This is a genomic window from Terrirubrum flagellatum (genome assembly GCF_022059845.1).
GTDB classification, from domain to species: Bacteria; Pseudomonadota; Alphaproteobacteria; order Rhizobiales; family Beijerinckiaceae; genus Terrirubrum; species Terrirubrum flagellatum.
Genome location: NZ_CP091853.1, coordinates 37020 through 59052, shown reverse-complemented (window position 1 = coordinate 59052; position 22033 = coordinate 37020). Strand labels below are relative to the sequence as shown.

Below are 22033 nucleotides of genomic sequence, written 5' to 3'. Positions count from 1 at the left end.
CAGCCGATGCCCGCGTTCTTTTCCTCATCTCTCCGGCCTTGGCTCGCTGCGCTTGCGCTCGCGACAAGTGTTGCGGCAAGCGCTCAAGGCGACGTCTATGATCTCAGTCCGGAGCAGTCCGGACGGCCGCGAGTTCCAGCAGCTCCCGCAGCGATAGCCGCCGTCCCCGAAGGCTATCGTTTTGTCAAGCCGGGGGAGCTGACAATTGCGATCGCCCCCTCCACCCCGCCGCTCTCAACCTATGCGACCGACGCCAAGACGGTGGTCGGCGCGGACGTAGACATTGCTCAGCTTGTCGCGGACAGTCTGGGCCTCCAGTTGAGGATCGTTCCGGTCGCCTGGGCCGATTGGCCTCTGGGTTTATCCTCAGGCAAGTATGATGCGGTCATATCGAACGTAGGCGTGACCGAGCAGCGCAAGGAGAAATTCGATTTCTCCACCTATCGCGAAGGGCTGCACGGGTTCTTTGTGGCGCTGGACAGTCCGGTACAGTCGATCAAGGAGCCGAAAGACGCCGCGGGCCTCCGCATCATTGTGGGTTCAGGCACAAACCAAGAGCGCATCCTGCTGGAATGGAGCAAGCAGAATGTCGCCACGGGCCTGAAACCTCTCGATCTGCAATATTACGACGACGAACCGGCGCGGCTTCTGGCGCTGCGGTCGCGGCGCGCCGACGTCATCGTGCAACCTCACGCGCAGCTTCTCTTTATCGAGTCGCGAGACCGCAATGTCCGCCGCGTTGGCGTTCTCAGCGCAGGCTGGCCACTCAAATCGGATGTCGCGATCGCGACCCGAAAGGACAGTGGACTGGCGCCGGCTTTGACGCTCGCCATCAATGAACTGATCAAGACGGGCAAATATCGCGAAGCCCTCGCCCGCTGGAGGCTGGAAGATGAGGCGTTGGAACGGTCCGAGACCAATCCGCCCGGTCTTCCCAAATTTTGAGCGGATCATGGCCACCCGTCGCCGTCTCGCGATCGAACGCCTCAGCTTCCTGACGTCGGGGAATTTTTCTGAAGAAGATCCCAGTCGGGGGCTCGAAGAGACCCTCAATCTGATCGAGAGGGGCGAGGAACTGGGCTACAGTGGCGCTTGGGTCCGGCAACGCCATCTCGAATGCGGAATATCGTCGGCAGCCACCGTGCTCGCTGCAGCGACACAGCGAACATCGCGCATTGAGCTCGGCGTCGGCGTCATCCAAATGGGCTATGAAAACCCTCTCCGGCTCGCAGAGGATCTGGCCACCGTGGACATCCTGTCCCGTGGTCGCCTGCAGGTCGGATTGAGCGCCGGAAAGCCCGTGCTCGCGGGGGTGCTTGGCGATCGTTTCCTCGACGCCGGAGCGGATGCCGCAGACTATTCTCACGCACGCGTCTCCCGGCTGGCTCATAATCTTGCCGGCGAATTCTTTGGCTCAGAAGACGCCGAAATCGTTTCGGCGGGCGGTCGTCACCGGCCTCGGGTCCGCCCCCATGCGCCTGGGCTCGTGGACCGCCTCTGGTATGGCGGCGGCTCGGTCCGGTCCGTCGAATGGGCTGCGCGAAATGGCCTCAACCTGTTGGTCGGAAATATCAACGTGGCCGAACAAGTCGATAGCTTCATCGAAACCCAGCGACGCCACATCGAACTGTTCCGGGCGTCATCGACTCGTGGCGAAGCCGCGCGTATCGCCGTTGGCCGCGTGATCATTCCGCTTGACAGCGCCGATCGCCCGACGCGCAACCGATACCTGGCCTTCGCGGCCGAACGCACCGCCAGAACTCTCGCTCCCCAAGGCGAGCGTCGAACGCAATTTGCGCCTGATATCGTGGGATCGGCTGACGAAATTCTCGACAAACTCTCGCAAGACGGCGTTCTCTCAGAGGCGCGCGAGCTCCGCCTGGAGTTGCCGTACAATCTGCCGCTTCACGACTATCTCCAGATCATCGAAGATGTGATCGGGAAAATCGCTCCCGAGATTGGCTTCCATGCTTCGGGTCCGACCGAACTGGCGGACGCGTTTGCTTGGCGGTGATACCGAAGGGCTGTTGGCAGGCGCCTGGAGAGGCTCATCTCGCTCCGCTGCTCCGATCATCGGCCCGCGAGCGCCTGCTCCATGCGATCCAGCGCGTCATCAATCAGCACGCGCGGGGCGCCGAAGTTCACTCTCACATGACCCCTCCCCTCTTTTCCAAACTCCCGTCCGGCTGAAAATCCCACGCGCGCCTTCTCGAGAAAAAATTTCTGCGGCTCCGATTCGAGTTCGAGAGCAGTGCAGTCGAGCCAGGCCAGAAAGGTCGCCTCGGGTGGGCTGAAGGAGATCCCGGAAAATCGCCGCCCAAGTTCGCTTGCGAGGTGATTTCGGTTCGCCTCGAGGTAGTTGACCAACGCGCGACGCCACTCCTCCCCCTGCCTGTAAGCGGCTTCTGTCGCCGCCAACCCCAACAGATTGACGCTGTCGACCATGCCTTGCCGTGCCGCCTGGAATCGGTGGCGAAGTGCGGGATTGGGAATAATGGCAAAGGCTGTTTTCAGGCCCGCGATATTGAAAGTTTTGTTGCCCGACATGAGCGTAATCGTGCGCGCGGCGACTTCCGGATCGAGCGTCGCAATCGGAATGTGCGTACGTCCGTCAAACACCAGGTCGGAATGGATCTCGTCTGAAATAATTAGCGCGTTTCTTCGCTCGCACGCCTCGGCGATCATGCGCAGCTCTTCATGAGTGAAGACGCGCCCGGTCGGATTGTGCGGATTACAAAGGAGAAGCGCGTGCGCTCGGCCGATCGCATCTTCTAGACCCGCCTTGTCGATCGTGTAGGGACCGTCGGCCTCTCGGATCAGTGGAGCCTCAATCCGTTTCAGCCCCCAGTGATCCGGGGCATCCAACAATGGCCGATAAGCCGGCGTCTGAACCACAACTCCGTCACCCGGCCGCAAAATGGCCTTGAGAGCCATGTTGACCCCCGGCTCCACGCCAGGGAGGAACACGAGATTGCTCGGCTGAATTGTCCATCCGTGCCGCGCCTGCAGCGTCTCGACAATCGCATCCTTCAAGCCCTGCGACGGAAAGGTGTAGCCGAATATCGGATGAGTGAGTCGCTGCCGCAGCGCTTCGACGATCGGCTCAGCGACCGCAAAGTCCATGTCGGCGACCCACATCGGCAAGATATCCTGCGGGTAAAGGCGCCATTTCTTGGAGTCCCCAACGCCGCCGCCCCCGTAAACGCGGTCGAACTCCACACTCTTCGCCCGCTCGTTCAAAAATTCCTGAAGCATTCTTCGATAAGCCCAAATGATGCACTTCCGCGAGCATCATAGGTGCGACATGCGACCGAACAAGCGTTCAATGACTCGTGATGGAGCCTCCAGACGCATTTGAAAAGTTCCCGCTGCTAATCATAGTTGCCGGAGATGAAAGCGCCGATTTGGCCGCGCAAAAAGAAAATCTGTCATAGAAGCGCTTTCGTTTCGGCTTGATAAGATGCCCTACTTGGAGAGGCTGTAGCCGCTTCGCTCAGAACACCGATTAAATGCCGGAGACAACAATGCGCTCAAACTACAATGAGCCTTACCGCCTTCTCCAGCGCGCATCTCGAACGGCGAACACTCAATGAATCACCAAGTGAGAATTTCGGCCCCATCCGAGACCGACGCCGCCGCGTTTCGATCCGTGATGCGCAACGTCGCCGGCGCAGTCAGTATCGTGACAGCTTCTGTTGACGGGAGGTGCGCGGGCCTTACCGCAACTTCATTGACCGCGCTTTCCGCTGACCCTCCGACCATCATCGTTTGCGTCAACCGCGCGGCTTCCGCTTGGCCAACCATCCAGCGCGCTGGACGCTTCGCCATCAATGTGCTCGCCGCGCGCCACCAGTCGATCGCCGATCGATTTGCCGGGCGTGGAGGGCATAAAGGCGAAGAACGTTTTGCAGAAGGCGACTGGACAACCCTTATCACAGGCGCGCCGATTCTTCAGGGAACTCTGGCGACACTTGATTGCGAAATTGAAGAAGCAATCGATCGCCACTCACACACAATATTGATTGGGCGAGTGAAGGCCATACAAGCTTCACAAGAAGAAGGAGCATTGCTGTATTGGCGCGGCCTATACGGGACGTTCGACGATGATTTTCAAAATGGCGCGGGAATTTAGGGTGAAAAGCGGTATCGCGCCGTGATTCGCGCGCGTGGCGATCTGCAGCCTTCTTCCAAATGAGCCGAACCGAGATGATCGATACAGTTCGAATCGCCACGATCGGCGACGCGCCGAATTTACATTGCCTTCTGCAAGATGCCTATCAGCCGCTCCGGGATCTCAATATTCGCTTTATTTCACAGGTACATCAGCAGAGGAGATGAAATCATTCCTCTCCGCAAGATTCTCAATCCGGACATATACGAAACGCTGGAGGTCGCCGAATATAAGCGGTTCGAGCCGGGAGCATTGACGCCGGCGCAGTGAGCGCCGACCGCATAACCAACCTCGCTGTGGCGCATCTGTCTTGAGAAGCGCGGTCTGTTCGTCCGAAGCGTTCCGATACGCGTTTGCTATTATGAAGCTTGGAGTCAAGCGATGATAAACTCTCGTCAGCGTCGATTGAAGACGTTGGTTGGCGCTGGCAGCTTTGTATTTGCCAGCAGCGACGCAAACGCATCGTTTGGCGCGCGCCGCGCGGCGGATCTCGCCCGCAAAGCCGAGGCTGAGAAAATTACCGGACTCTTTACGGCCGATCTCCTGCAGGCCGATCCGGCCGGGCTGTCAGGAACGACCGGCACGCAGGAGCCAATCGTCGCCCTAGCGGCGCTGAGCCTGGCTACGTCGCGGATCGGCCTCGTCGCCACGATATCAACAACCTATCATCACCCCTATAATCTAGCGCGTCTCATCGGCACTCTGGATCATGTGAGCGGTGGCCGCGCCGCGTGGAACGCGGTGACATCGTCCGTTGGGGAGGAGAATTTTGGCGGCGATGCATTGCCTGCTCCGGCTAAGCGCTACGAGCGGGCGGCCGAATTCATCGAAGTGGTCAACAAGCTCTTCGACGCCAATGAACCTCAGGCGGTGAACCGGGGTTCGGAAGGTGGAATTCGCCTTGATCCGAGTAAACTTCATCGCATTGACTATCGCGGCGCGCATTTCCATGTGCAGGGACCGTTGAACGTTCCGCCGCCGCCACAAGGTCGGCCGGTGCAATTTCAGGCGGGCCAATCCCGAGAAGGCATGACGTTAGGCGCGCGCTATGCCGAAGTCGTCTACACGTCCCAGCCGACTCTCGAGGCTGCGATCGACTTCGTCGGCGAACTCCGACGTCAGGCCATAAGCTTCGGCCGCGGCGCCAATTTGCCGTTGATAATGAATTCCTTCCATTCCGTTATCGGTGACTCCGAAGCTGACGTTTCCCGTCGGCTTCGGGACAAGCATGAAAAGATCGATTTCGTGCAGGGACGGTTTAAGCTCTCCGACATGCTGGGCGGAAATATCGACCTTTCAGATCTACCGCTAGATGAGCCGCTGCCAGAGAGGTTGCTGCCGAATGTCGATAGCATCAATCGCAGGCGCGGAAGGGTCGAGATATTTCGTCGATATGCGCGGCAAGGGCTCAGTTTGCGCGAGTTGATCATTCAGGCGCAGGAAACAGGCCACTGGTCGGTCGCTGGCACGCCGGAACAATTGGCCTGCGCTATTGAAGAACGTTTCCGAGCAGGCGTGCTGGACGTCATTTCTCTCCACGGGCTTGGCAATCCCGATCAAGAAGACCTCTTGTTAAACGGCCTGCTTCCTGAGTTGCGCAAGCGCAAATTGCTGGATGACGACTACATCGGAGATAGTTTTCGCTCCAATCTCGAATTGCCAAAGCTCCGCGCAAACACGCCTTTCGAGCTTGCGGAAGAGCATCCCGTCACCCCTGAGATGACAGCTGCGATGAAGCCGGCGGCCCGCAAGTCTGCTCATGGCTAGATCACGTCAATTTATCGTGATCCCGATCGACATTGTTGTTGAGAGCGGGCGGCGCTCAACGCTCGTGCCGAGGCGGTCCAATCAGCGCCGCGGGCAGCCCGAAGGGAGCCGGTAAAACTCGATGGGATTCCTACGCGGGAGCTTCTCCGACTTGGTCGGCAATACGCCGTTGCTCGAGCTGCATCGTTTCAAAGAACGTCAGAACTTCGGCGCACATATTTTTGCAAAAATCGAATATTTGAATCCTGCTGGAAGCATCAAGGATCGCACCGCCTGGGGCATCATCCGCGATGCAGAGAGGAAAGGTAAATTGAAGCCCGGTCAGCTCATGGTCGACCTCACCAGCGGCAATACCGGTATCGGGTTAGCGGCAATCTCCGCCGCGCGAGGGTACCGATCAAAATTCTATCTCAGGAACACCATCAGCCGGGACAAGATCAATCTTCTTTATCAGTACGGCGCCGAGATTGTGCTGATCGACAACAAGGAGTTTCTCGCGCCCGACGCGATCAACGTCATCATTGAGCGCGTACTGAGGGAGAATCCCGACGCCTATTACACTAACCAACGCGCGAACCCTGCCAATCCGCTTATCCATTTCGAGACGACCGGCCCCGAAATCTGGCGCGATACGAGCGGCGAGGTCGATATCTTCGTGGCCGCCGTAGGCACAGGCGGCACGATTTCTGGCGTTGGCCGTTATCTAAAGGCGCGCAAGCCAGATCTGAAAGTGGTGGTGGTCGAGCCGGGAGCAAATTCCATACCGACGCCAGATAATCCCTATGCGGATAGCATCGAGGGAGTCCACAAGGTGACCGACGTGGGCGCGCATCATCTTCCGGAGAATTTTGATCGCGACATCGTCGATGAAGTGGTCGCCACAGAAGCGTTTGCTGCTCGAGACGTCGCGCGAACGCTCGCAACCCAGGAGGGTATCCTGGCAGGGCCCTCCTCGGGCGCAGTGCTATTTGCCGCATCGCTTCTCGCGAGGCGCCCGGAAAATGCCGGCAAAACCATCGTCGCTATCATTGCCGACAGTGGTGAGCGCTATCTTTCTTCGCGTGACGCCGCCAGAGCGAACCTCGCGAGCGCACGATGACACGGGCGGGCTGCTGGCGCACCCGAAAGTCGAGCGGCATACGGTCGGCTGCTGTCGCCAAGAAGAGGCAATCAATTGCTTCCCCTATTACGCGGTTGACGCGCGGCAATTGCTCGAAAAAAGAAAGCACCTTCATGCGCGGAAGACGGCGACGAACCACAACTGCGCCTTTCTGATCAACTCCGTGAACTTGAAAGACCGACTTCGCGATATCCAGGCCAACTGTCACGACCGCTTCCATGTCTCAGCTCCCGCTGTTTGGCCACCAGCTAATGCTGGCCGCGGGTCGGAGCGCCATCCACAGCATCATTTCCGGACGTACACAGTGTTTCCCGATAGCGGACCTTCACAATGCGATAATACAACCTGGTTGACGACACGCGCGGCGTAGCGGCTAAGGCAAGTCGACGAAGCCGACATCGCCGATGACCTCGATCCTGGATCCATACTGTGCGGACTCGATCGCAAGACGTTTGAGAATTCGTTCCGCTGCGGCTCCTTCCACGAGATGCGGCACAAGTCGGCGTTCCAGATCATCGTCCTGAAGCCCTTCCTCACCTCCGATCACGATTGGATACAGCTTAAGCTCAGTCAACCGATTGTCCGGATTAAACGAGCACAGCCCGACGACGCTCTCCCAGACTTCCTGTCGTTTCCAGAGATCAATCTCGGACCTCGTGTGGAATATGAAATTACCGAGACTGTGAAAGATCGGTCTTCCACGGTAGATTTCGATCGGAAGAAGCACGGGAACGCCGTGGCTGACGAATACAGCGGCGCCCGCGTCGATGCACCGCCGTGCGAAAGCACTGATCCAATCCGGCGATTTGACCCAGTCGGCAGCCCAATGATGGTGATGCAAATAGGCGATGACGAGATCACCCTGGTCGGCTGCGGCTTCGATCGCTCGCAAATTCTTGGCGAGATCGTCTTGGTCGATCCTGATCGTCCGCTTGAAGCGATCCGATCGCTGGAAGATTGCGCCGCGGCCGAAGCCAATTTCACCGTCGGCGAGGCGCGGGACGTCGTCGGGTTGATTGTCCATAAGGAGGTCGAGGGTCGCGTATCCCGCTTGGTCGCGGATGGATTCGAGTTTTCCGAACGCGTCCTCGTCGACTTCGAGGATACGTGAAAGCCGGAGGCGGTTGACGCCGGGGCGTCCGCCACGCGAGCCGACCGGATCAGTCGCATACATGAAGTCGGGTCCTGGACCGCCGTCCATCGCCACCATCGCGATATGCCGTCCATCGAAGGACGCGCGGGATGGGCCTTGAGCTTCACTTGCGTCTCGGCCGATTCCTGCATGCAGGAAGCCCCGCTTCTCGACTTCGTCGAGAGTCGAGAGGATTCCCGGTGGTCCCAGATCGAAAGAGTGGTTGTTGGAAAGCGAGAGCGCTCGAAAGCCGATGTCCGCCAGCGCATCGAGAACTCCAGGCGCGCTGCTGCCGAAATAGAATCCTTTCAGTGGCCATCCGCCATGCTCGCCGAAGATCGTGCCTTCGAAGTTGGTGAATGCGAGATTCGTTCCTTGCAGAATGGCCTTCACTTGATTGAACTGTTGGCTCTCGATTGTCCGCAGATCGTGTTTGATGAGTGACTGGCCGGTCACCGCGAGCGCGAAGTTTTTGTTCATTCCATTTCCTCTTCGAATTGTTACATGCTCACGCAATCAGCCGCCGCAGCGACCGTGCGCATATCGGAATAGCTTTCTGACTTTCTCCGCCGGACTTTTCAGCGGTGAACATCATCGGTCGAGCTTCGATCAGCTGTCGCATGTAGAGATTGTTTGAGCGACCGAACACGAAATCCGACGTTCTGTAATCCTCGATCCGGCGTTCCTTCAGCACGCAAACCGTGTCGCAGAGTTCCTGAACGACGGCGAGATCGTGAGAAATGAAGATCATCGACAGATTTTGTTCGGAAACCGCTTCTTTGAGCAGCGCGAGTATCTCAGCCTGAACGGACACGTCGAGAGCCGAGGTCGGCTCGTCCGCGATCACGAGTTCGGGTCCCGCCAGGAGCGCGCGAGCGATACAGACACGTTGTTTCTGGCCTCCGGAAAGCTGGTGGGGATAGCGTGACAAGAGCGCCCCAGGCAGGCCGAGCCTGTCGATCATCTCCATCATGCGCGCGGGACTTCGGTCCGCCGCCGATTTGCACGCGAAGCGAATGCATTCCATTAGCGCTTCCGCCACTGTTAGCCTCGGGTTAAGAGAGGACGCGGGATCCTGAAAGATCATCTGAATTCGCCCGAGCAAGCCACCGCGCGCACCGCTGCGCGCAACATCACATGCCCGGCCGTTCAATCGGACTTCGTCTGCTCCCGTTTCGAGCCCGGCGAGGATACGTCCGATCGTCGACTTGCCGCTGCCGCTCTCTCCGACCAGACCAAGAATTTCTCCTCGGCCGAGCCGAATCCCGATGTTGCGCATTGCAAACTTTGCCCGTCCGCCGCCGAACCAGGAGCCGAACTTCCGCTCACTTCCGAATGCCTTCGAGAGATTTTCAACGACAAGAATCGGCTCGCGTCGGACAGATACCACCTCGGCTATTCGACCTTGCGACGAGGACGAAGCGTCATCGATCTCCTCCATGTTCCGCTGTGAGAGATGAAGCTTCGGCACAGCCGACAGGAGATTCCGCGTGTAAGCGTTCTGCGGGTTCGCGAGCAGCTCCGTCGTTGGACCGCACTCAACCACCTCGCCCGATTTCATCACCAGCACACTGTCGGCAATCTCCGCAATGACGCTCATGTCATGAGTGATCAGGATGAGCGAAAGCCCTGACTCCTCAACAAGACCGCGCAAGAGTTGGAGGACCTGCTTCTGAACGGTGGCGTCGAGAGCGGAGGTCGGCTCGTCCGCAACGATAATCGAAGGCGACCCCGCCAAGGCGATCGCGATGACGACACGTTGCCTTTGCCCACCGGAGAGCTGATGGGGATAGCTGTGATATCGCTGGATTGCGTCCGGAATGCCGACCTGTTGGAGAAGCGCGACGGCTCGCTCCCGCCTCTGCGCCCTGGAGAGATTTGGAAGGAGCGCCGCAATCGTCTCGCTCACTTGAGCTCCGACCGACATTAAAGGATCGAGCGACGACGTATGATCCTGAAAGACGCTTGCGATCCTCCGCCCCCTGAGCGCACGCGTCTCGGTCGAATTGAGCGATTCCAGCGGAATTCCCTCTAACCGGATCGAGCCTGACGTCTGTGCGAAGCTTTCGGCCAGAAGGCCGATCACGGCGTTGCCGATCGTTGATTTACCGGCGCCGGATTCGCCGATCACGCTAAGAACTTCTCCACGTCGGAGCGTGAATGCTACGTCGCGAACAATCGGCAAGCAGGTCGCGTTCGTAGTGATCGTCAGGTTTGACACCCTCGCGAAGGATCGCATTGCCACGATTCAAGAACTGGCGGATGAAGCATTCACAGACTTGCTCAGGAAGCACGATCGACCGATGCTGTTGAAAGATGCTCTGAAGCGCAGCCTCAGACGATCCCCGGTAAACGACGACGGCCCTGAAGCGCCTCAGCGAAAGCGAAAGTCTCATCCGGATCGACGCGGCGGCTCTGAACTAAAAGCTAGCGAAGAACATCCTTCGAAGACCTTCAGCGGCCCGCGGCCACGATCGCCCGAACAAAAAAGCCGCCGGCCTTCCAAGAGGCTACCGCGGCGAAGGTAGCGGAGCCGCGCGATTTAGCAGTTGAACGCAGAGCCTCTGCTCGGCTTCGACGGCGAGAAGGAATGGCGCAGGCCGGCTCCGGAGAGGCCGTCCGAGAGAATCTGCAATGTCTCACCCATCAAGGAGCAAGCAACTGCGCTCGCGCTCGATGTCGTGAAGATGGAGCTCGGAGTCCGCACCGCAGCGGAGAATGTGATCGTCAAGCGGCGTGGCTGGGACCGGCGGATGGAAATCATCAGACCGGACGGCAAGCGATACCAAGCTATCGATCTTCGCGGCGCGTGAAAGGTCTGAAACGCTCAGCTAAAGCGGCTTGGAAGCCGCCTTTTCTATTCCATTGATTGGCGGCGGCCCGCTTGCGAAGCGGACTTTCCGCCTCGCTCTTCTCCCGGGCGGCAGTCTGTTCTCCAGAGAACGCGTCCAAACCGCAGCGTGCGCGCCAGCACGCCGTTCTACTCTCTCGCGCGGCAATATGCGGCATCTCGATCTGAGGCATTTCGAGGGGCACATGACGCTTTCATCACCCTTATTCACGGCGCCCCCAAAGGTGGTCAGTGATCGTTTGGAGGCCTGCGCCCGTTCGCATCAGTTTAACTTTTATGTCGGCAAGCCGGCTTCTCCCGGCACCAAGGAAGCGGTCGAGCGCATCCAAACCGCGCTGATAACGCTGGGTTTCGACATCACTGATCCGGCCGGCGTCTACGGACAGTCGACGGCGAATGCGGTGTTCAAGTTCAAGAGCGCTCATCGTCCCAAGCCGATCCTCGGCGTCGGTCAGACGGTTCCAGACCACGTCGTCGGCATCCAGACTATCGCCGCGCTCGACAAGGCGATGGCCGGTAAGCCGGGCCCGACGCCTCCGGACCCAACGCCTCCCGTTCCAGAGCCACCGCTACCCGGTCCGCCGCCTCTACCGCCTCCGCCTCCGCCGCCTGGTCCGAAGCCCCCGCCGCCTCCACTGCCGCCGGCGCCCAAACCGACGGAAAGCGCGTGGACCTTCAGCCTCGTCCTAAAAGCGAACGTGGACAGCATATTTAGCTTCAAGCTGACGCTGACCGACCCCTCTGGCAAAGGCGAGGAGTTTCTTACCCGAGTGCTAGGGAAACCCAAGAATGATCTAAAAACGCCGGTCGATTGCATCCGGACTGGAGTTCTGATGCTTCCGACGGAGATCAAGCTCGACGATATTCCCGGCTGCATGGTTGGTGTGCTGCTGACTTCCTTTACAGGAGATCAGCAACTCGACGGAAAGCTGGCCATCTCCAATTTGGAGAAAACCATCAACGCCTCAACATCCGTCAGCGGCACGGCTCAGGGAAAGCCGCAATCAGGCAACTTTTTCGTCGCTGCCCTGCTGCAGCGGTTGGCGTTCTAGGTTCAGGACCTATTAAATTTCTTGCAGAGAGTGGGTTGGACGCTGATCGCCCGATGGCGTGCTTCTGGCGCCAACTGCGCGAATGATTTGCCGATTGCCGAGCAGCCTAGGCGTGGCCAGCAAGCGCCAAGTGCGGACATTCGTCGTCGGATCTCAAAGCCGACATTCAGCTACACGCACGGCCTCTCCGGACGAACTACGTTGGAGCGTTCCCCAGCTTAGGAGGGCCCAATCGAGTTAGAAGACCTCACATTGAGGCCTACCTACCGCCACGGGCACTCAGGACTCGTCGCTCACGCAGAGGGCGCTGCAAGAAAGTCCACGCCCGTGGCGGCCGATGAACTTCTGGCCACGTCTGGATCCGCGCTGCTCAGGTCCGGATTTTCTTGAGTCACCATTTGCTCGGCGCGCGCGCGAATATAGGGCTCCATATGCGCCGCGTGGGTCAATATCCAAAATCGCTTGGCAGCAATCGCGTCGAAAACTTGTACAGCGACGTCTTCTGGGCTCATTGCGTGAGATGATTGCATAGCGCTTCCGGCCCCGGCGGCATCACTGGATTGCATGATGTTCGTCTTGACCAAGGCCGGACAAAGCACCGAAACGCTGACGCCGGATCGGCTTGCTGACAGCTCGCGATAAAGGGTTTCCGATAACCCGACTACCGCATGCTTGCTCGCGACATAGGCCGATGCCGCAGGTATCGTCAGCAGCCCCGCGGCGGAAGCCGTGTTCAGGATGTAACCACTCCGGCGCGCTCGTAACCCAGGAAGAAACGCAAGCAGCCCGTTCACCACCCCGTAGAGATTAATGTCGAACATACGACGCCAGTCCGCCGCGCTATGCGACCATGTCAAAGCGATCTTGGTGATGCCTGCATTGTTAGCGACCAGCCACGGCGCCCCGAGCTCTCTCTCCGCGCGATCGCGCAGCTGTTCGACATCGCCGAACTTACTCACATCCGCCCTGACGGCGATCGCCTGCGCTCCTAGGGCTTCCACTTGCGTTCGCGCGATAGATAGCCTGTCGTCACTAACGTCAGACAGGGCGACCTTCATGCCAAGACGTGCGGCATGAAGAGCCAGAGCCAAGCCGATTCCGCTCGCGGCGCCAGTTATGACGGCTACCTTACCCGACAGCGCGGTTGCTTGGTCCATATTCATGCCAATCGTCCGTTCGTTGAAGCGCAACAGAAAGCTAGAGCAGCCGGCCGATGGCCGCCTGTGAGTTGGGGTTACAGGCCGAGCTAACGGCGCCACCTCTTGACGCTTTAACGAGCGATAACAATGGCTTGCCTTTGCCGTCCACAGCGGCCACGATGTTCGTTCCAAGAGCTCGACTGTCGGGATAGACACTGACTTTTGAAATGACTGAGCGCACCCGACGCCCCACCCCCACGCGAGAGCCGACGATCGATTCAGCGAGCCCCTCGTCAGATGAAGTCCGCGCTCAGCTCGCGCGGCTAAAGGCGAGTTCCATTTTCGAGGGGTCCGAGAGGCTGATCGCTCTGCTGACGTTCGTCGTCGAGGAGACGTTAGCTGGCAGAGGCGACTCGCTAAAAGAAACAGTCATTGGCAATGAGGTTTATGGCCGTGAACCGGCTTATGATCCTCGAATCGATTCTGCCGTGAGAGTCGAAGCTCGCCGTCTCCGTCGCAAGCTCGGAGAGTACTACGAAGCAGAGGGCGCCAGCGATATTGTCGGCATTGCAATGCCGGCCGGCAAATATTCAGTCATCATTACCCGCCGAACGCCAAAAGTCACGGCTCCGCTCCCGGGCGTGAAGGCCGCTATTTTCGAGCCAGGGCGCGGCGCCGCAGTCGCGGTATTCCCATTCCGATCGTTGTCCCAGAACGCGATCGATAGCAGCCTGGCGGAAGGCCTCACCGACGAGCTGATTTACGCGTTGGGAAAGGTCGAAGGCCTCCACATCGTCTCCCGAGGTATTGTCTTCCGCAGCGCAGAACTGGAGCCACGCCTTCCCGAGCTGGCGTCTGAGCTAGGTGTGGACGCAATCGTTCTTGGCACCATTCGCCGCGGGTCAGGACGCGTGCGGGTGACAATTGAAGTCGCGAACGCCAACGGATTCGTCATCTGGTCGGATCGGTTCGATCAACCCGATGGCGACCTTGTCGACCTTGAGGAGAACATCGCGGCGACCGTGCTCAACCGCGTCAGGTTGGACAGTTCGAAGATGCGGGCGAACCAGATTCGGCCCGGTCCGCAGGCGCTTGACGCCTTGGGCGCTGTCGTGCGCGGCCGCCAGTTTCTGGATCTGCAGACTCCGGACAACTTGCGCCGGGCTCTCAGCTCATTTGAGCAGATCGCTCAAACGGCGCCCGATTACGCGCGTGGCCATTCCGGGATCGCGGATTGCTTCTGCGATATGTTTCGGCTCGGGCTGCTCGGCCACGCGGAAGCGCGCGTGAAGGCCGAGGCGGCGGCGCGGAGGGCGCTAGCAATTGACCCTTCATCCGTGGAGGCGCACGCCTCCCTCGGGGCTATTCTGGCGTGGTTCGATTTCGATCGCCGCGCGGAGGATTCGTTCGTGCGATCTATAGGTCTCGGCGAGAATGCGCGTGCGAGACGCGTATACGGAGCGTTCCTGACAATCCTGGAGCGTCATGATGAGGCGCAGACCCTTTTTCGAGAGGCGCGCGCGCTCGAGCCATTTTCCGTTCAGCAGGATATCGCCGAGGCCGTATGCGACTTTCAATCTCGCCGATTTGAGGCAACGAAGAATGGCGCGATCGCGATCCGTGAGGAATCGCCTCCGGAGGTAAAATTTCATCTCGCATTGTCCGACCTGTTCGGAGGTCGCGGCGATTTAGCCGGGCGCATCGCCCGCTCGTGGACCAATGCGATGGATTTCCCACCCACGCTCGCCTTGGCAAGAGCCGAACTGTTGGCCTGGATGGGGGAGCCTGACCTGGCTCGTAGTTTACTCGCTGCATTTCCAAGCGCGTGCCGTTACTCGGTTGCGACACTCGCATTGTCCGTTGGGGACGATGGCCGTGCCGCAGCCGAGCTGGCGGCGTGCATCGAGAGCCGTGAAATGGCTCGGGCGTGGCTCAGAACAGACGCCCGAATCGATCGGCTGCGGAACAGCGCGATATTTGCCCCGCTGTTGATGAAGTATCAGGACAGCCTGCCCGCTAACCGTTAGCGCTCGCAGCCTCACTGCCCTTCCCGCTCCGGAAAGTCATAGTCTCGCAAAGCTCGCCTTTGAGCCGCGTCGGAGGCTGCCTTGCCGCAGAACAGCCAATATCGCTCCGCTGAGGAGATCGTTACAAAAATAAAGCGGATTCTTGGGGACTACCCCAAGCATCGCGCGCTCCACGCGGATGGCAGGCTTTATCGCGGAGTCTTCGTCGCCAACGCAAAGGCAGCCCAATTTACGCGCGCCGTCCATATGCAAGGCGACGAGATCCCCGTAACCGTGCGATTCTCGAAAGGCGGCGGCGATCCGTTCGCGCATTTCGGCAACACAGTCGGAATGGCGACTCGTTTCTACCTGCCGGATGGACGCGTCACGCACGTCGTGATGTTGAGCCAGAAGTTGTTCGTTGCGAATAGTGTTGAACAATTTCTCGCTTTACTCGAAGCCGGACTTCCGACGGAGCCAGGCGGCCCGATTAACAAGACGGCGCTTCAAGCTTTCCTGGCTAACAATGCGAATACGGCGCAAGTGCTGAAGATGCGCGCCGAGAGTCCTGCTCCCGTCAGCTTCGCCCATACCGAGTTTAACGCCGTCCACGTGTTCCGCTTCTTGAATGAAGCGGGAAATGCGACTCATGCACGATGCCACTGGGCGCCAGTCTCGGGCACAAAAGGTCAGCCAGTCGCTTCTCTGGCGCAATCGGAAGTCGATAGCCTGTATCGGGAGCTCGAGCACCGCCTGCTATCTGGCGTCGGCGCCGAGTTCGACTTTGTGCTTGAGCTTGCCGAAGACGGCGACCCGCTCAACGACGCGACCGCCCTGTGGCCAAAAGGTCGCAAGCGCATCGATATTGGACGGCTGAAACTGCTATCGCCCATTACCGAGGAGGACGTTGGCGACCATGTGATGAATCACGACCCCACTATGTTGGTGGATGGCATTGAACCGACCGACGATCCGATTCTTCAAATTCGGCGAGGGGTCTACGAAGTTTCCGCTGCACGACGAAGCGGCGGCTGGCGTTCGATTCAAGGCGATCACGCGAAAGACGGAGCGTGAGTTGGCGGCCCGCACGACATTGGCGAAAATGCAAGCGATCGATCGCGCATGGAACGCCCGTGATTGGAAATCATATGGCGAATTCCTGGCGGAAGAATTTATCGGTTTTGCAACGGGCGAGACGCGTCAGCACGGCAAAGCGGACCATCTCGAAAAAGCGCGCAGATTTTGCGAAACATTTCCAGACGCCAGAGTCGATTGTGATTCCTATATCGAGCTTTTCACGAGCTACGATGGGTCACGCAGCGCCTCCGTCGCCCGCATCACAGGCACTAGCTACAGCTCCGGCTGCTTCTTCAACACTACTTTTGCGGTTTTCGGCCGCTGGGCGCGCGGGCGGATGATTTACCAACGCGAATTTCTCGACACGGAAACCATGAAACGGCATCTCGAATTCAACTTCACGCGCAAGGAGCGGAGCATATGAGCGACATTCAGCAGAATGAGCGAACGGCGATGGCGCAAGTCATCGCGCGCCAGCCGGACGGACCGGGGAAGCGCATCGGCAAGCGCGGCGAGCTCACGATGATTGGAAAGGTCGCGCCGGGCGGCGCGAAGCTGTTCCGCGAGCGCCTTCCACAATTTCAAGCCGAAGCCGCATATTGGGAAGGCCGGGTCGGAACGGTTCAGGAATTTCGCGGTTTCCTGTTCGACAACGACACGCGATTTCTCCTCACGGTCGTCTATGATGGAGATTTCAAGCCGTATCTGGTCGACATTGCCGCGGGTGCGCATCCATGGCTGGACGCTATGGGCGAGGGCGTCTTTGAAGGCTATCCCGGCATCCAAAGCCCGGCCGCCGCCCAATGGGTGGAAGAACGTCTGATCGAAGCAGAGTTCTTTTACGTCAGCCACCCCGATGTATCCGTGCGTGACATCGAGAGGATGAAAAAGGTTTCCAAAGCTGTCTCTGATCTCCTGGACGCAGCTGGCTGACACATGCCGGTCTCGTTAGAGCTTTCGGACATTCAAGGGACGGTGCTTCACAGTCGCCCCCTTCCCTATTTCGGCTCCTATCTCTTGTTTGAGATTCATGAGGCGCAATCCGCCAGGACTTTACTGGCGCGTCTCGCTCCGCATGTGACTTCGGCGCAAGATTGGGAGGATCCACCCGAAAAAGCGTGGATCAACGTCGTCTTCAGCCATGAAGGTCTAAGAAAGCTTGGAGTGCGCGAGGACCATCTTGCCGGATTTCCCATTGAGTTCCGGCAAGGCATGGCTGCACGGAAAGCGCTCCTCGGCGATATCGGCGAGAGCGATCCCGCGAACTGGGATCTTCCTCACGGCGGCACTGGGTTCGACATCGGCGTGATGGTGATGGCGAGCAGCGTGGCGTTACGCGATCAAAAGGTCGCAATCGGGCACGAAGCGGTCGGCGGGCTTTCTGGCGTATCGCTAGCCGGCAAGCTCGACGTTGGAGTTCCTCCGACGTTACGCGAGCACTTCGGATTCCATGACGGAATCAGTCGCCCCTTCATCGAAGGACAAGGAGGCGAGCCGCTTCCAGGTCAGGGCGAAGCCGCCAAAGCGGGCGAATTCATCCTCGGGTACAAGAATGAATTGGGCGTCGTCGCTCGAGCGGGCGGGCCGGAAGAACTGTGGCGGAATGGAACCTTCATCGCGATTCGGAAAATTCGACAGCATGTCGCGGCCTTCCGGAGCTTCCTTCGCGAGAGTGCTGGAAACCTGGACGAGCAAGAATTTCTCGCAGCAAAGATGATGGGGCGTTGGCGCAGCGGATGTCCGCTCGCTCTTGCTCCAACCCGGGACGATCCGACATGCGTCGCCAACCCGCTCAAAAACAATGCTTTCAGTTATTTCGATGATGACCGAGAAGGCAGGAAGACGCCGCTCGGCTCGCATATTCGGCGCGTGAACCCGCGCGACGGACTCAAAGATGCGCTCACAGATGTCCGGCTTCACCGCGTGCTCAGGCGCGGCGCGGCCTACGGACCATTGCTGCCGGAGGAGGCGCTCCAAGACGACGGGCAGGATCGCGGCATTGTGCTCGCCATGATCAACGCAAATCCGGGGCGGCAATTTGAGTTTGTACAGTCGCAATGGGTGAACGACGGAGACTTCATTTCGCAGGGATCGCGCACCGATCCGATCGTGGGCCGAAAGGATTTGGCTGACGACTTTCTCTTCCCGGCGAGGCCAACGCGACGGCGACTGACGGGACTCAAGGAGTTCACAACGGTGCGTGGCGGCGAGCATGTATTTTTGCCCGGGATCAATGGCCTGCGCTGGCTGACGGAGATGCGCCCGTGAGCGGTCATGGCTTGCCATATGCGCCTCCATCCGGAACTGATCTAGATCGACAGACCGATAGCGCACTATCCTCTCAGCCGGTCGTCGAAGAGCCTGGCCCTGAAACAGAAAAACCTGCCGGACGGTCGCCTTCAGCGGCGTCGCTGGTGGTGGCGGCGAGTGTTGCGGGCATCATCGCCCTGTCGCTGTGGTACGCCGTACGGCCCCAACCGCTGCTGGTTCAAGGCGAGGCGGACGCCCGCCGCGTCGATATTGCAGGGCGAGTTGACGGCCGGGTAGGAGCTCGCCCAATCGAAAGGGGTTCGAACGTTCGAGCCGGACAATTACTTGTCGCGATCGATAATCCGCAGTTGTTGACCAGGCTGAAAGAAGCGGAAGCCGCGCGCGCCGTCGCCGCCGCCGATCTGGCGCGAATTCTGGTAGGCCCTCGGAAGGAAATTGTCGACGCTCGGCGAGCCTCGGTGGCGGCGGCTGGGGCAAGCCTCAAACTGCAACAACAGAATTTCGAACGCACGCGCGATCTTGCGGAAAAGGGAAACGCCTCCGTCCAGAGGCTTGACGAAGCCACGGCCGCGCTCGAAGTCGCCCAGCGCTCTCTGCAGCAAGCGCGTGCGTCGTTGGACGAAGCTCTCGCTGGCGCCACAATCGAAGAGCGCGCGGTCGCAGAGGCAAGCGTGCGACGGGCGGAAGCTACGATTGCTACCCTCAGGGCGCAAGCCGATGAATTGTCTGTAAAAGCGCCCGTCAGCGCGCAGGTGTATCAGATTGGTGTTGAGATCGGAGAATATGTGACGCCCGGCGCGCCACTTCTCTCGCTGGTTGACCTAAGCGACGTTTGGCTGCGCTTTGATCTGCGCGAGGATCTCGCGAAACGCCTCAAAGTCGGCGACAACGTGAAGGTGAGGATCCCAGCGCTTAACGACCGGGAAATCGCCGTTCAGGTCAAGACGATCGCAACCCGTGGGGAATACGCGGGATGGCGGGCCACTCGGGCGACCGGCGATTTCGATCTCCGGACGTTCGAGGTTCGCGCTTACCCCGTTGAGAATATTCCCGAACTGCGGCCGGGCATGAGTGCTTATGTCGATCTCCGCGCCCGCTCCTGAAATAGAAACCGGCCTAAGCGCAGTCGCCGCGCGCGAGGTCAGGTGGATTTGGCGTGATCCCGTCGCATTGCTGTTGGTCGTGGCGGCGCCTCTCATCGCGTTCCTCTTGCTTGCTGGCGCCTTCAGCGACGCGGTCATCCGAGGTCTACGGATCGATGTCGTTGACGCTGATCGATCTGCGACTTCGGAACGATTCATACAGGCGATCAACGCTGCGCCGGGCGTGGAGATCGCGGCGCGCTCATCGGATCTCGCCGCTGCTATGCATGCCATCCGCGCCGGCGACAGCATCGCAGCCGTTTATATTCCGTCGAATTTCCAACGCGATCTTCTCGCCGCAAGACGGCCCCAGATTGTCGCCTTCTACAACAAGCAGTTTTTCACGCCCGGCAACATTGCGGCTAACGCAATTCAGGCGGCCATAGCCGCAGCGGCGGCAGAAGAGACGCAGACATCGGGCGCGGCGAACAAAGTCGCGGCGGGCCCACTGCTTGTTGAGCAGTATGTTCTTAGCAATCCCGCTCTCAACTATGCGCAATTTCTCTTGCGCGCGATCATGCCGACAGTCCTTCACGTCATAATCGCGATCGCTGGTGCGTTTGCGGTCGGTTCAGAGTTTGGCGAGCGCCGCACCGCAGATGAATGGTTTCGTACGTCGGGTGAGAGTCCGTTGACGGCCCTGGTCGGCAAGCTTGCCCCCTATTTCGTGATCTTTGCGATCATGATGGTGCTCGGGCTTCTCATCATCCACGGCGGCTTCCAGATCGCGTTTAGAGGAGATCCCATTCTTGTCGGCGCTGCCGCCGCGCTCCTGATCGCGGCCTATCTCTCTTTGGGCGCGCTGTTTGTGCTTCTCACGCGCAGCCTTCCCGTCGGCCTCACTTTGACAGGCATCGTGTGCTCGCCGGCATTCGGCTTTGCCGGAGTAGGATTCCCCATCCTCGCCATGGGTGGCTTTGGACGCGCGTGGGGGGCGGTGCTGCCATTGCGCTGGTACATCCAAATCCTCTTCGATCAAGCCGCGCGAGGATCACCTTCGCAGGATGCGGTCGCACCGTTTGCAATTCTCGCCGTTCTCGCTGCGGCTCTCTTCGGGCTCGCGTGGCTTCACGCGCGAAGCATCCTTCCCAATCCTCCTCGAAGCGCGGGGCCTCCGCCAGAACAGCGCGCAGAGCAACGGGTCGGCCTCACTCGCGCTTTCAAGAACGAATATGCGCGGATACTTCGAGATTCCGGCGCATTCGGCCTCATCGTCATGGGCCCTTTGCTTTACTCCGTTCTCTATCCTCAACCCTACATAGGACAACTCATCCGCGACGTGCCGATCGCGGTAGTCGACGATGACCGTTCCGAAGTGAGCCGCGCGATCGTGCAGGCGCTGAATGCGCATGAAGCAACCGAAGTCGCGCTACGCCCGCTCAATCTTGCGGAGGCGCAGGCCGCACTTGGAAGGCGTGAGGTCTTCGCCATCCTCGACATTCCCGCCGGCTCTGAGCGCGAAACCTTGAAAGGACAGCCGGCGCATTTGCCGCTCTATATCGATTCCACGTATTTCCTTCTTTACAATCGCACGCTCCAGGGCGTGAGCGAAGCCGTCGCCGCCGTATCCGCCGATCGGCAGGTTGGCTCTGCGCGCCCGGGTGGGAGTCTCTATCGCGCTTCGATCGTTCGAGGTTCGCCGGTGGCGTTTCTAAGCGAGCCGTTATTCAATCCCACCGGCGGGTACGCTTCCTACGTGGTTCCCGCCGCCTTCATCTTGATCCTTCAGCAATCGCTGATGATGGGCGTCGCCACGCTCGGCGGAGTGGCCTTCGCGGAGGGAGGGATCGCAGCGCGAAAATGCAGAGCCCGGCCCACCGCAATTGGCGGCCAAGCGCTCGCGCATCTCGCGCTTGCGCTACCAGGTTTTGCGCTCTCGCTCGTTGTCTTGCCTCATATTTATGGGTACGCCTCCAGCGATCATCTTCTGGATCTGCTGGCTTTCACGATTCCCTTTATTCTCTCGGTCAGCTTCCTTGGCCAATGCGTAGGCGCACTGGCCAAGCGACGCGAGACCGCTGTGATTCTTCTCATGGGGCTTGGAATGCCGCTGTTCTTTCTGGTCGGCGTCGCATGGCCTCCGGAGGCCATTCCGCAGCCATTGAAGATAGCGAGCGCTGCCATTCCTTCGACTTTCGGCATCGACGGACTGCTGCGCCTCAATCAGATGGGCGCTTCAATGCATGACGTCTGGCATGACTGGAGTTCCCTCTGGACGCTCACGGCCGGATACGCCTGTGCTGCTTGGCTGCTTGGCTCCCGAGGAAATTCGCTAGAGGCGACAAGATGAATGGAATGCGGCGCA

Annotated in this window: 18 protein-coding genes and 1 pseudogene; 14 read left to right on the top strand and 5 right to left on the bottom strand. The window is 59.4% G+C overall.

Annotated features, from left to right (window positions below; all coding sequences use genetic code 11):
- Positions 1-6 precede the first annotated feature (6 nt).
- Positions 7-945 (top strand): ABC transporter substrate-binding protein, encoded by a 939-nt coding sequence (locus L8F45_RS28830; RefSeq protein WP_342364143.1) that lies wholly within the window; start codon positions 7-9, stop codon positions 943-945.
- Between the two features lie 7 nt (positions 946-952).
- Positions 953-2014 (top strand): LLM class flavin-dependent oxidoreductase, encoded by a 1062-nt coding sequence (locus tag L8F45_RS28825; protein WP_342364142.1) that lies wholly within the window; start codon positions 953-955, stop codon positions 2012-2014.
- 56 nt (positions 2015-2070) lie between these two features.
- On the opposite strand, the gene L8F45_RS28820 is transcribed toward L8F45_RS28825, so the two are convergent.
- Positions 2071-3255: a MalY/PatB family protein gene (locus tag L8F45_RS28820; protein WP_342364141.1), complete on the bottom strand. Its 1185-nt coding sequence runs from the start codon at positions 3253-3255 to the stop codon at positions 2071-2073.
- Between the two features lie 397 nt (positions 3256-3652).
- On the opposite strand from L8F45_RS28820, the gene L8F45_RS28815 reads away from it, so the two are divergent.
- The 3 genes from L8F45_RS28815 to L8F45_RS28805 all read left to right on the top strand — a co-directional run bounded on the left by L8F45_RS28815 (position 3653) and on the right by L8F45_RS28805 (position 7037).
- Complete coding sequence (locus L8F45_RS28815) at positions 3653-4132, top strand: flavin reductase family protein (protein WP_342364140.1); 480 nt, start codon at positions 3653-3655, stop codon at positions 4130-4132.
- Between the two features lie 420 nt (positions 4133-4552).
- Positions 4553-5938: an NtaA/DmoA family FMN-dependent monooxygenase gene (locus tag L8F45_RS28810; protein ID WP_342364139.1), complete on the top strand. Its 1386-nt coding sequence runs from the start codon at positions 4553-4555 to the stop codon at positions 5936-5938.
- A 151-nt stretch (positions 5939-6089) separates the two neighbouring features.
- Positions 6090-7037 carry a PLP-dependent cysteine synthase family protein gene (locus tag L8F45_RS28805; RefSeq protein WP_342364138.1) on the top strand — a complete coding sequence of 316 codons (948 nt, stop codon included), beginning with the start codon at positions 6090-6092 and terminating at the stop codon, positions 7035-7037.
- Positions 7038-7140: 103 nt separating this feature from the next.
- On the opposite strand, the pseudogene L8F45_RS28800 reads toward L8F45_RS28805, so the two are convergent.
- The 3 genes and pseudogenes from L8F45_RS28800 to L8F45_RS28790 all read right to left on the bottom strand — a co-directional run.
- A pseudogene (locus tag L8F45_RS28800) lies at positions 7141-7278 on the bottom strand (IS110 family transposase); the annotation flags it as partial.
- 153 nt (positions 7279-7431) lie between these two features.
- The gene (locus tag L8F45_RS28795) at positions 7432-8670 is read right to left on the bottom strand and encodes a CapA family protein (RefSeq protein ID WP_342364202.1); all 1239 of its coding nucleotides are present in this window, start codon (positions 8668-8670) and stop codon (positions 7432-7434) included.
- Positions 8671-8698: 28 nt separating this feature from the next.
- Positions 8699-10429 (bottom strand): dipeptide ABC transporter ATP-binding protein, encoded by a 1731-nt coding sequence (locus L8F45_RS28790; RefSeq protein ID WP_425330067.1) that lies wholly within the window; start codon positions 10427-10429, stop codon positions 8699-8701.
- Between the two features lie 310 nt (positions 10430-10739).
- Here L8F45_RS28790 and L8F45_RS28785 point away from each other — a divergent pair, with 310 nt between their 5' ends.
- Both L8F45_RS28785 and L8F45_RS28780 read left to right on the top strand, forming a co-directional pair.
- Entirely contained in the window at positions 10740-11003 is a 264-nt protein-coding gene (locus tag L8F45_RS28785; RefSeq protein ID WP_342364136.1) for a hypothetical protein, read from the top strand.
- Between the two features lie 223 nt (positions 11004-11226).
- Positions 11227-12093, top strand: coding sequence for a peptidoglycan-binding domain-containing protein (locus L8F45_RS28780; RefSeq protein ID WP_342364135.1), 867 nt, complete (start codon positions 11227-11229; stop codon positions 12091-12093).
- 293 nt (positions 12094-12386) lie between these two features.
- Here the strand turns inward: L8F45_RS28780 and L8F45_RS28775 are convergent, their stop codons facing one another.
- Positions 12387-13256 (bottom strand): SDR family NAD(P)-dependent oxidoreductase, encoded by an 870-nt coding sequence (locus tag L8F45_RS28775; RefSeq protein WP_342364134.1) that lies wholly within the window; start codon positions 13254-13256, stop codon positions 12387-12389.
- Between the two features lie 203 nt (positions 13257-13459).
- Between L8F45_RS28775 and L8F45_RS28770 the strand changes: the two genes are divergently transcribed.
- The 7 genes from L8F45_RS28770 to L8F45_RS28740 all read left to right on the top strand — a co-directional run bounded on the left by L8F45_RS28770 (position 13460) and on the right by L8F45_RS28740 (position 22018).
- Positions 13460-15259, top strand: coding sequence for a hypothetical protein (locus tag L8F45_RS28770; protein ID WP_342364133.1), 1800 nt, complete (start codon positions 13460-13462; stop codon positions 15257-15259).
- Between the two features lie 81 nt (positions 15260-15340).
- Entirely contained in the window at positions 15341-16312 is a 972-nt protein-coding gene (locus L8F45_RS28765) for a catalase (protein WP_342364132.1), read from the top strand.
- Position 16313: 1 nt separating this feature from the next.
- Complete coding sequence (locus L8F45_RS28760) at positions 16314-16739, top strand: ester cyclase (protein WP_342364131.1); 426 nt, start codon at positions 16314-16316, stop codon at positions 16737-16739.
- Complete coding sequence (locus L8F45_RS28755) at positions 16736-17248, top strand: hypothetical protein (RefSeq protein WP_342364130.1); 513 nt, start codon at positions 16736-16738, stop codon at positions 17246-17248. The genes L8F45_RS28760 and L8F45_RS28755 overlap by 4 nt, the downstream gene beginning before the upstream one ends.
- 3 nt (positions 17249-17251) lie before the next feature.
- Positions 17252-18583, top strand: a complete 1332-nt coding sequence (locus L8F45_RS28750; protein ID WP_342364129.1) for a Dyp-type peroxidase — start codon at positions 17252-17254, stop codon at positions 18581-18583.
- Positions 18580-19689: an HlyD family secretion protein gene (locus tag L8F45_RS28745; protein ID WP_342364128.1), complete on the top strand. Its 1110-nt coding sequence runs from the start codon at positions 18580-18582 to the stop codon at positions 19687-19689. Before L8F45_RS28750 ends, L8F45_RS28745 begins: the two co-directional genes overlap by 4 nt.
- Positions 19664-22018, top strand: coding sequence for an ABC transporter permease (locus L8F45_RS28740; protein ID WP_342364127.1), 2355 nt, complete (start codon positions 19664-19666; stop codon positions 22016-22018). Before L8F45_RS28745 ends, L8F45_RS28740 begins: the two co-directional genes overlap by 26 nt.
- The last annotated feature ends 15 nt before the right edge of the window (positions 22019-22033 follow it).

Bases quoted from the DNA above. Each gene is read 5' to 3' on its own strand.
- L8F45_RS28790 (WP_425330067.1), bottom strand. From the start codon at position 10,429: ATGCGATCCTTCGCGAGGGTGTCAAACCTGACGATCACTACGAACGCG.
- L8F45_RS28795 (WP_342364202.1), bottom strand. From the start codon at position 8,670: ATGAACAAAAACTTCGCGCTCGCGGTGACCGGCCAGTCACTCATCAAA.
- L8F45_RS28775 (WP_342364134.1), bottom strand. From the start codon at position 13,256: ATGAATATGGACCAAGCAACCGCGCTGTCGGGTAAGGTAGCCGTCATA.
- L8F45_RS28740 (WP_342364127.1), top strand. From the start codon at position 19,664: ATGTCGATCTCCGCGCCCGCTCCTGAAATAGAAACCGGCCTAAGCGCA.
- L8F45_RS28770 (WP_342364133.1), top strand. From the start codon at position 13,460: ATGACTGAGCGCACCCGACGCCCCACCCCCACGCGAGAGCCGACGATC.
- L8F45_RS28820 (WP_342364141.1), bottom strand. From the start codon at position 3,255: ATGCTTCAGGAATTTTTGAACGAGCGGGCGAAGAGTGTGGAGTTCGAC.
- L8F45_RS28780 (WP_342364135.1), top strand. From the start codon at position 11,227: ATGACGCTTTCATCACCCTTATTCACGGCGCCCCCAAAGGTGGTCAGT.
- L8F45_RS28755 (WP_342364130.1), top strand. From the start codon at position 16,736: ATGAGCGACATTCAGCAGAATGAGCGAACGGCGATGGCGCAAGTCATC.
- L8F45_RS28825 (WP_342364142.1), top strand. From the start codon at position 953: ATGGCCACCCGTCGCCGTCTCGCGATCGAACGCCTCAGCTTCCTGACG.
- L8F45_RS28815 (WP_342364140.1), top strand. From the start codon at position 3,653: ATGCGCAACGTCGCCGGCGCAGTCAGTATCGTGACAGCTTCTGTTGAC.
- L8F45_RS28830 (WP_342364143.1), top strand. From the start codon at position 7: ATGCCCGCGTTCTTTTCCTCATCTCTCCGGCCTTGGCTCGCTGCGCTT.
- L8F45_RS28810 (WP_342364139.1), top strand. From the start codon at position 4,553: ATGATAAACTCTCGTCAGCGTCGATTGAAGACGTTGGTTGGCGCTGGC.
- L8F45_RS28750 (WP_342364129.1), top strand. From the start codon at position 17,252: ATGCCGGTCTCGTTAGAGCTTTCGGACATTCAAGGGACGGTGCTTCAC.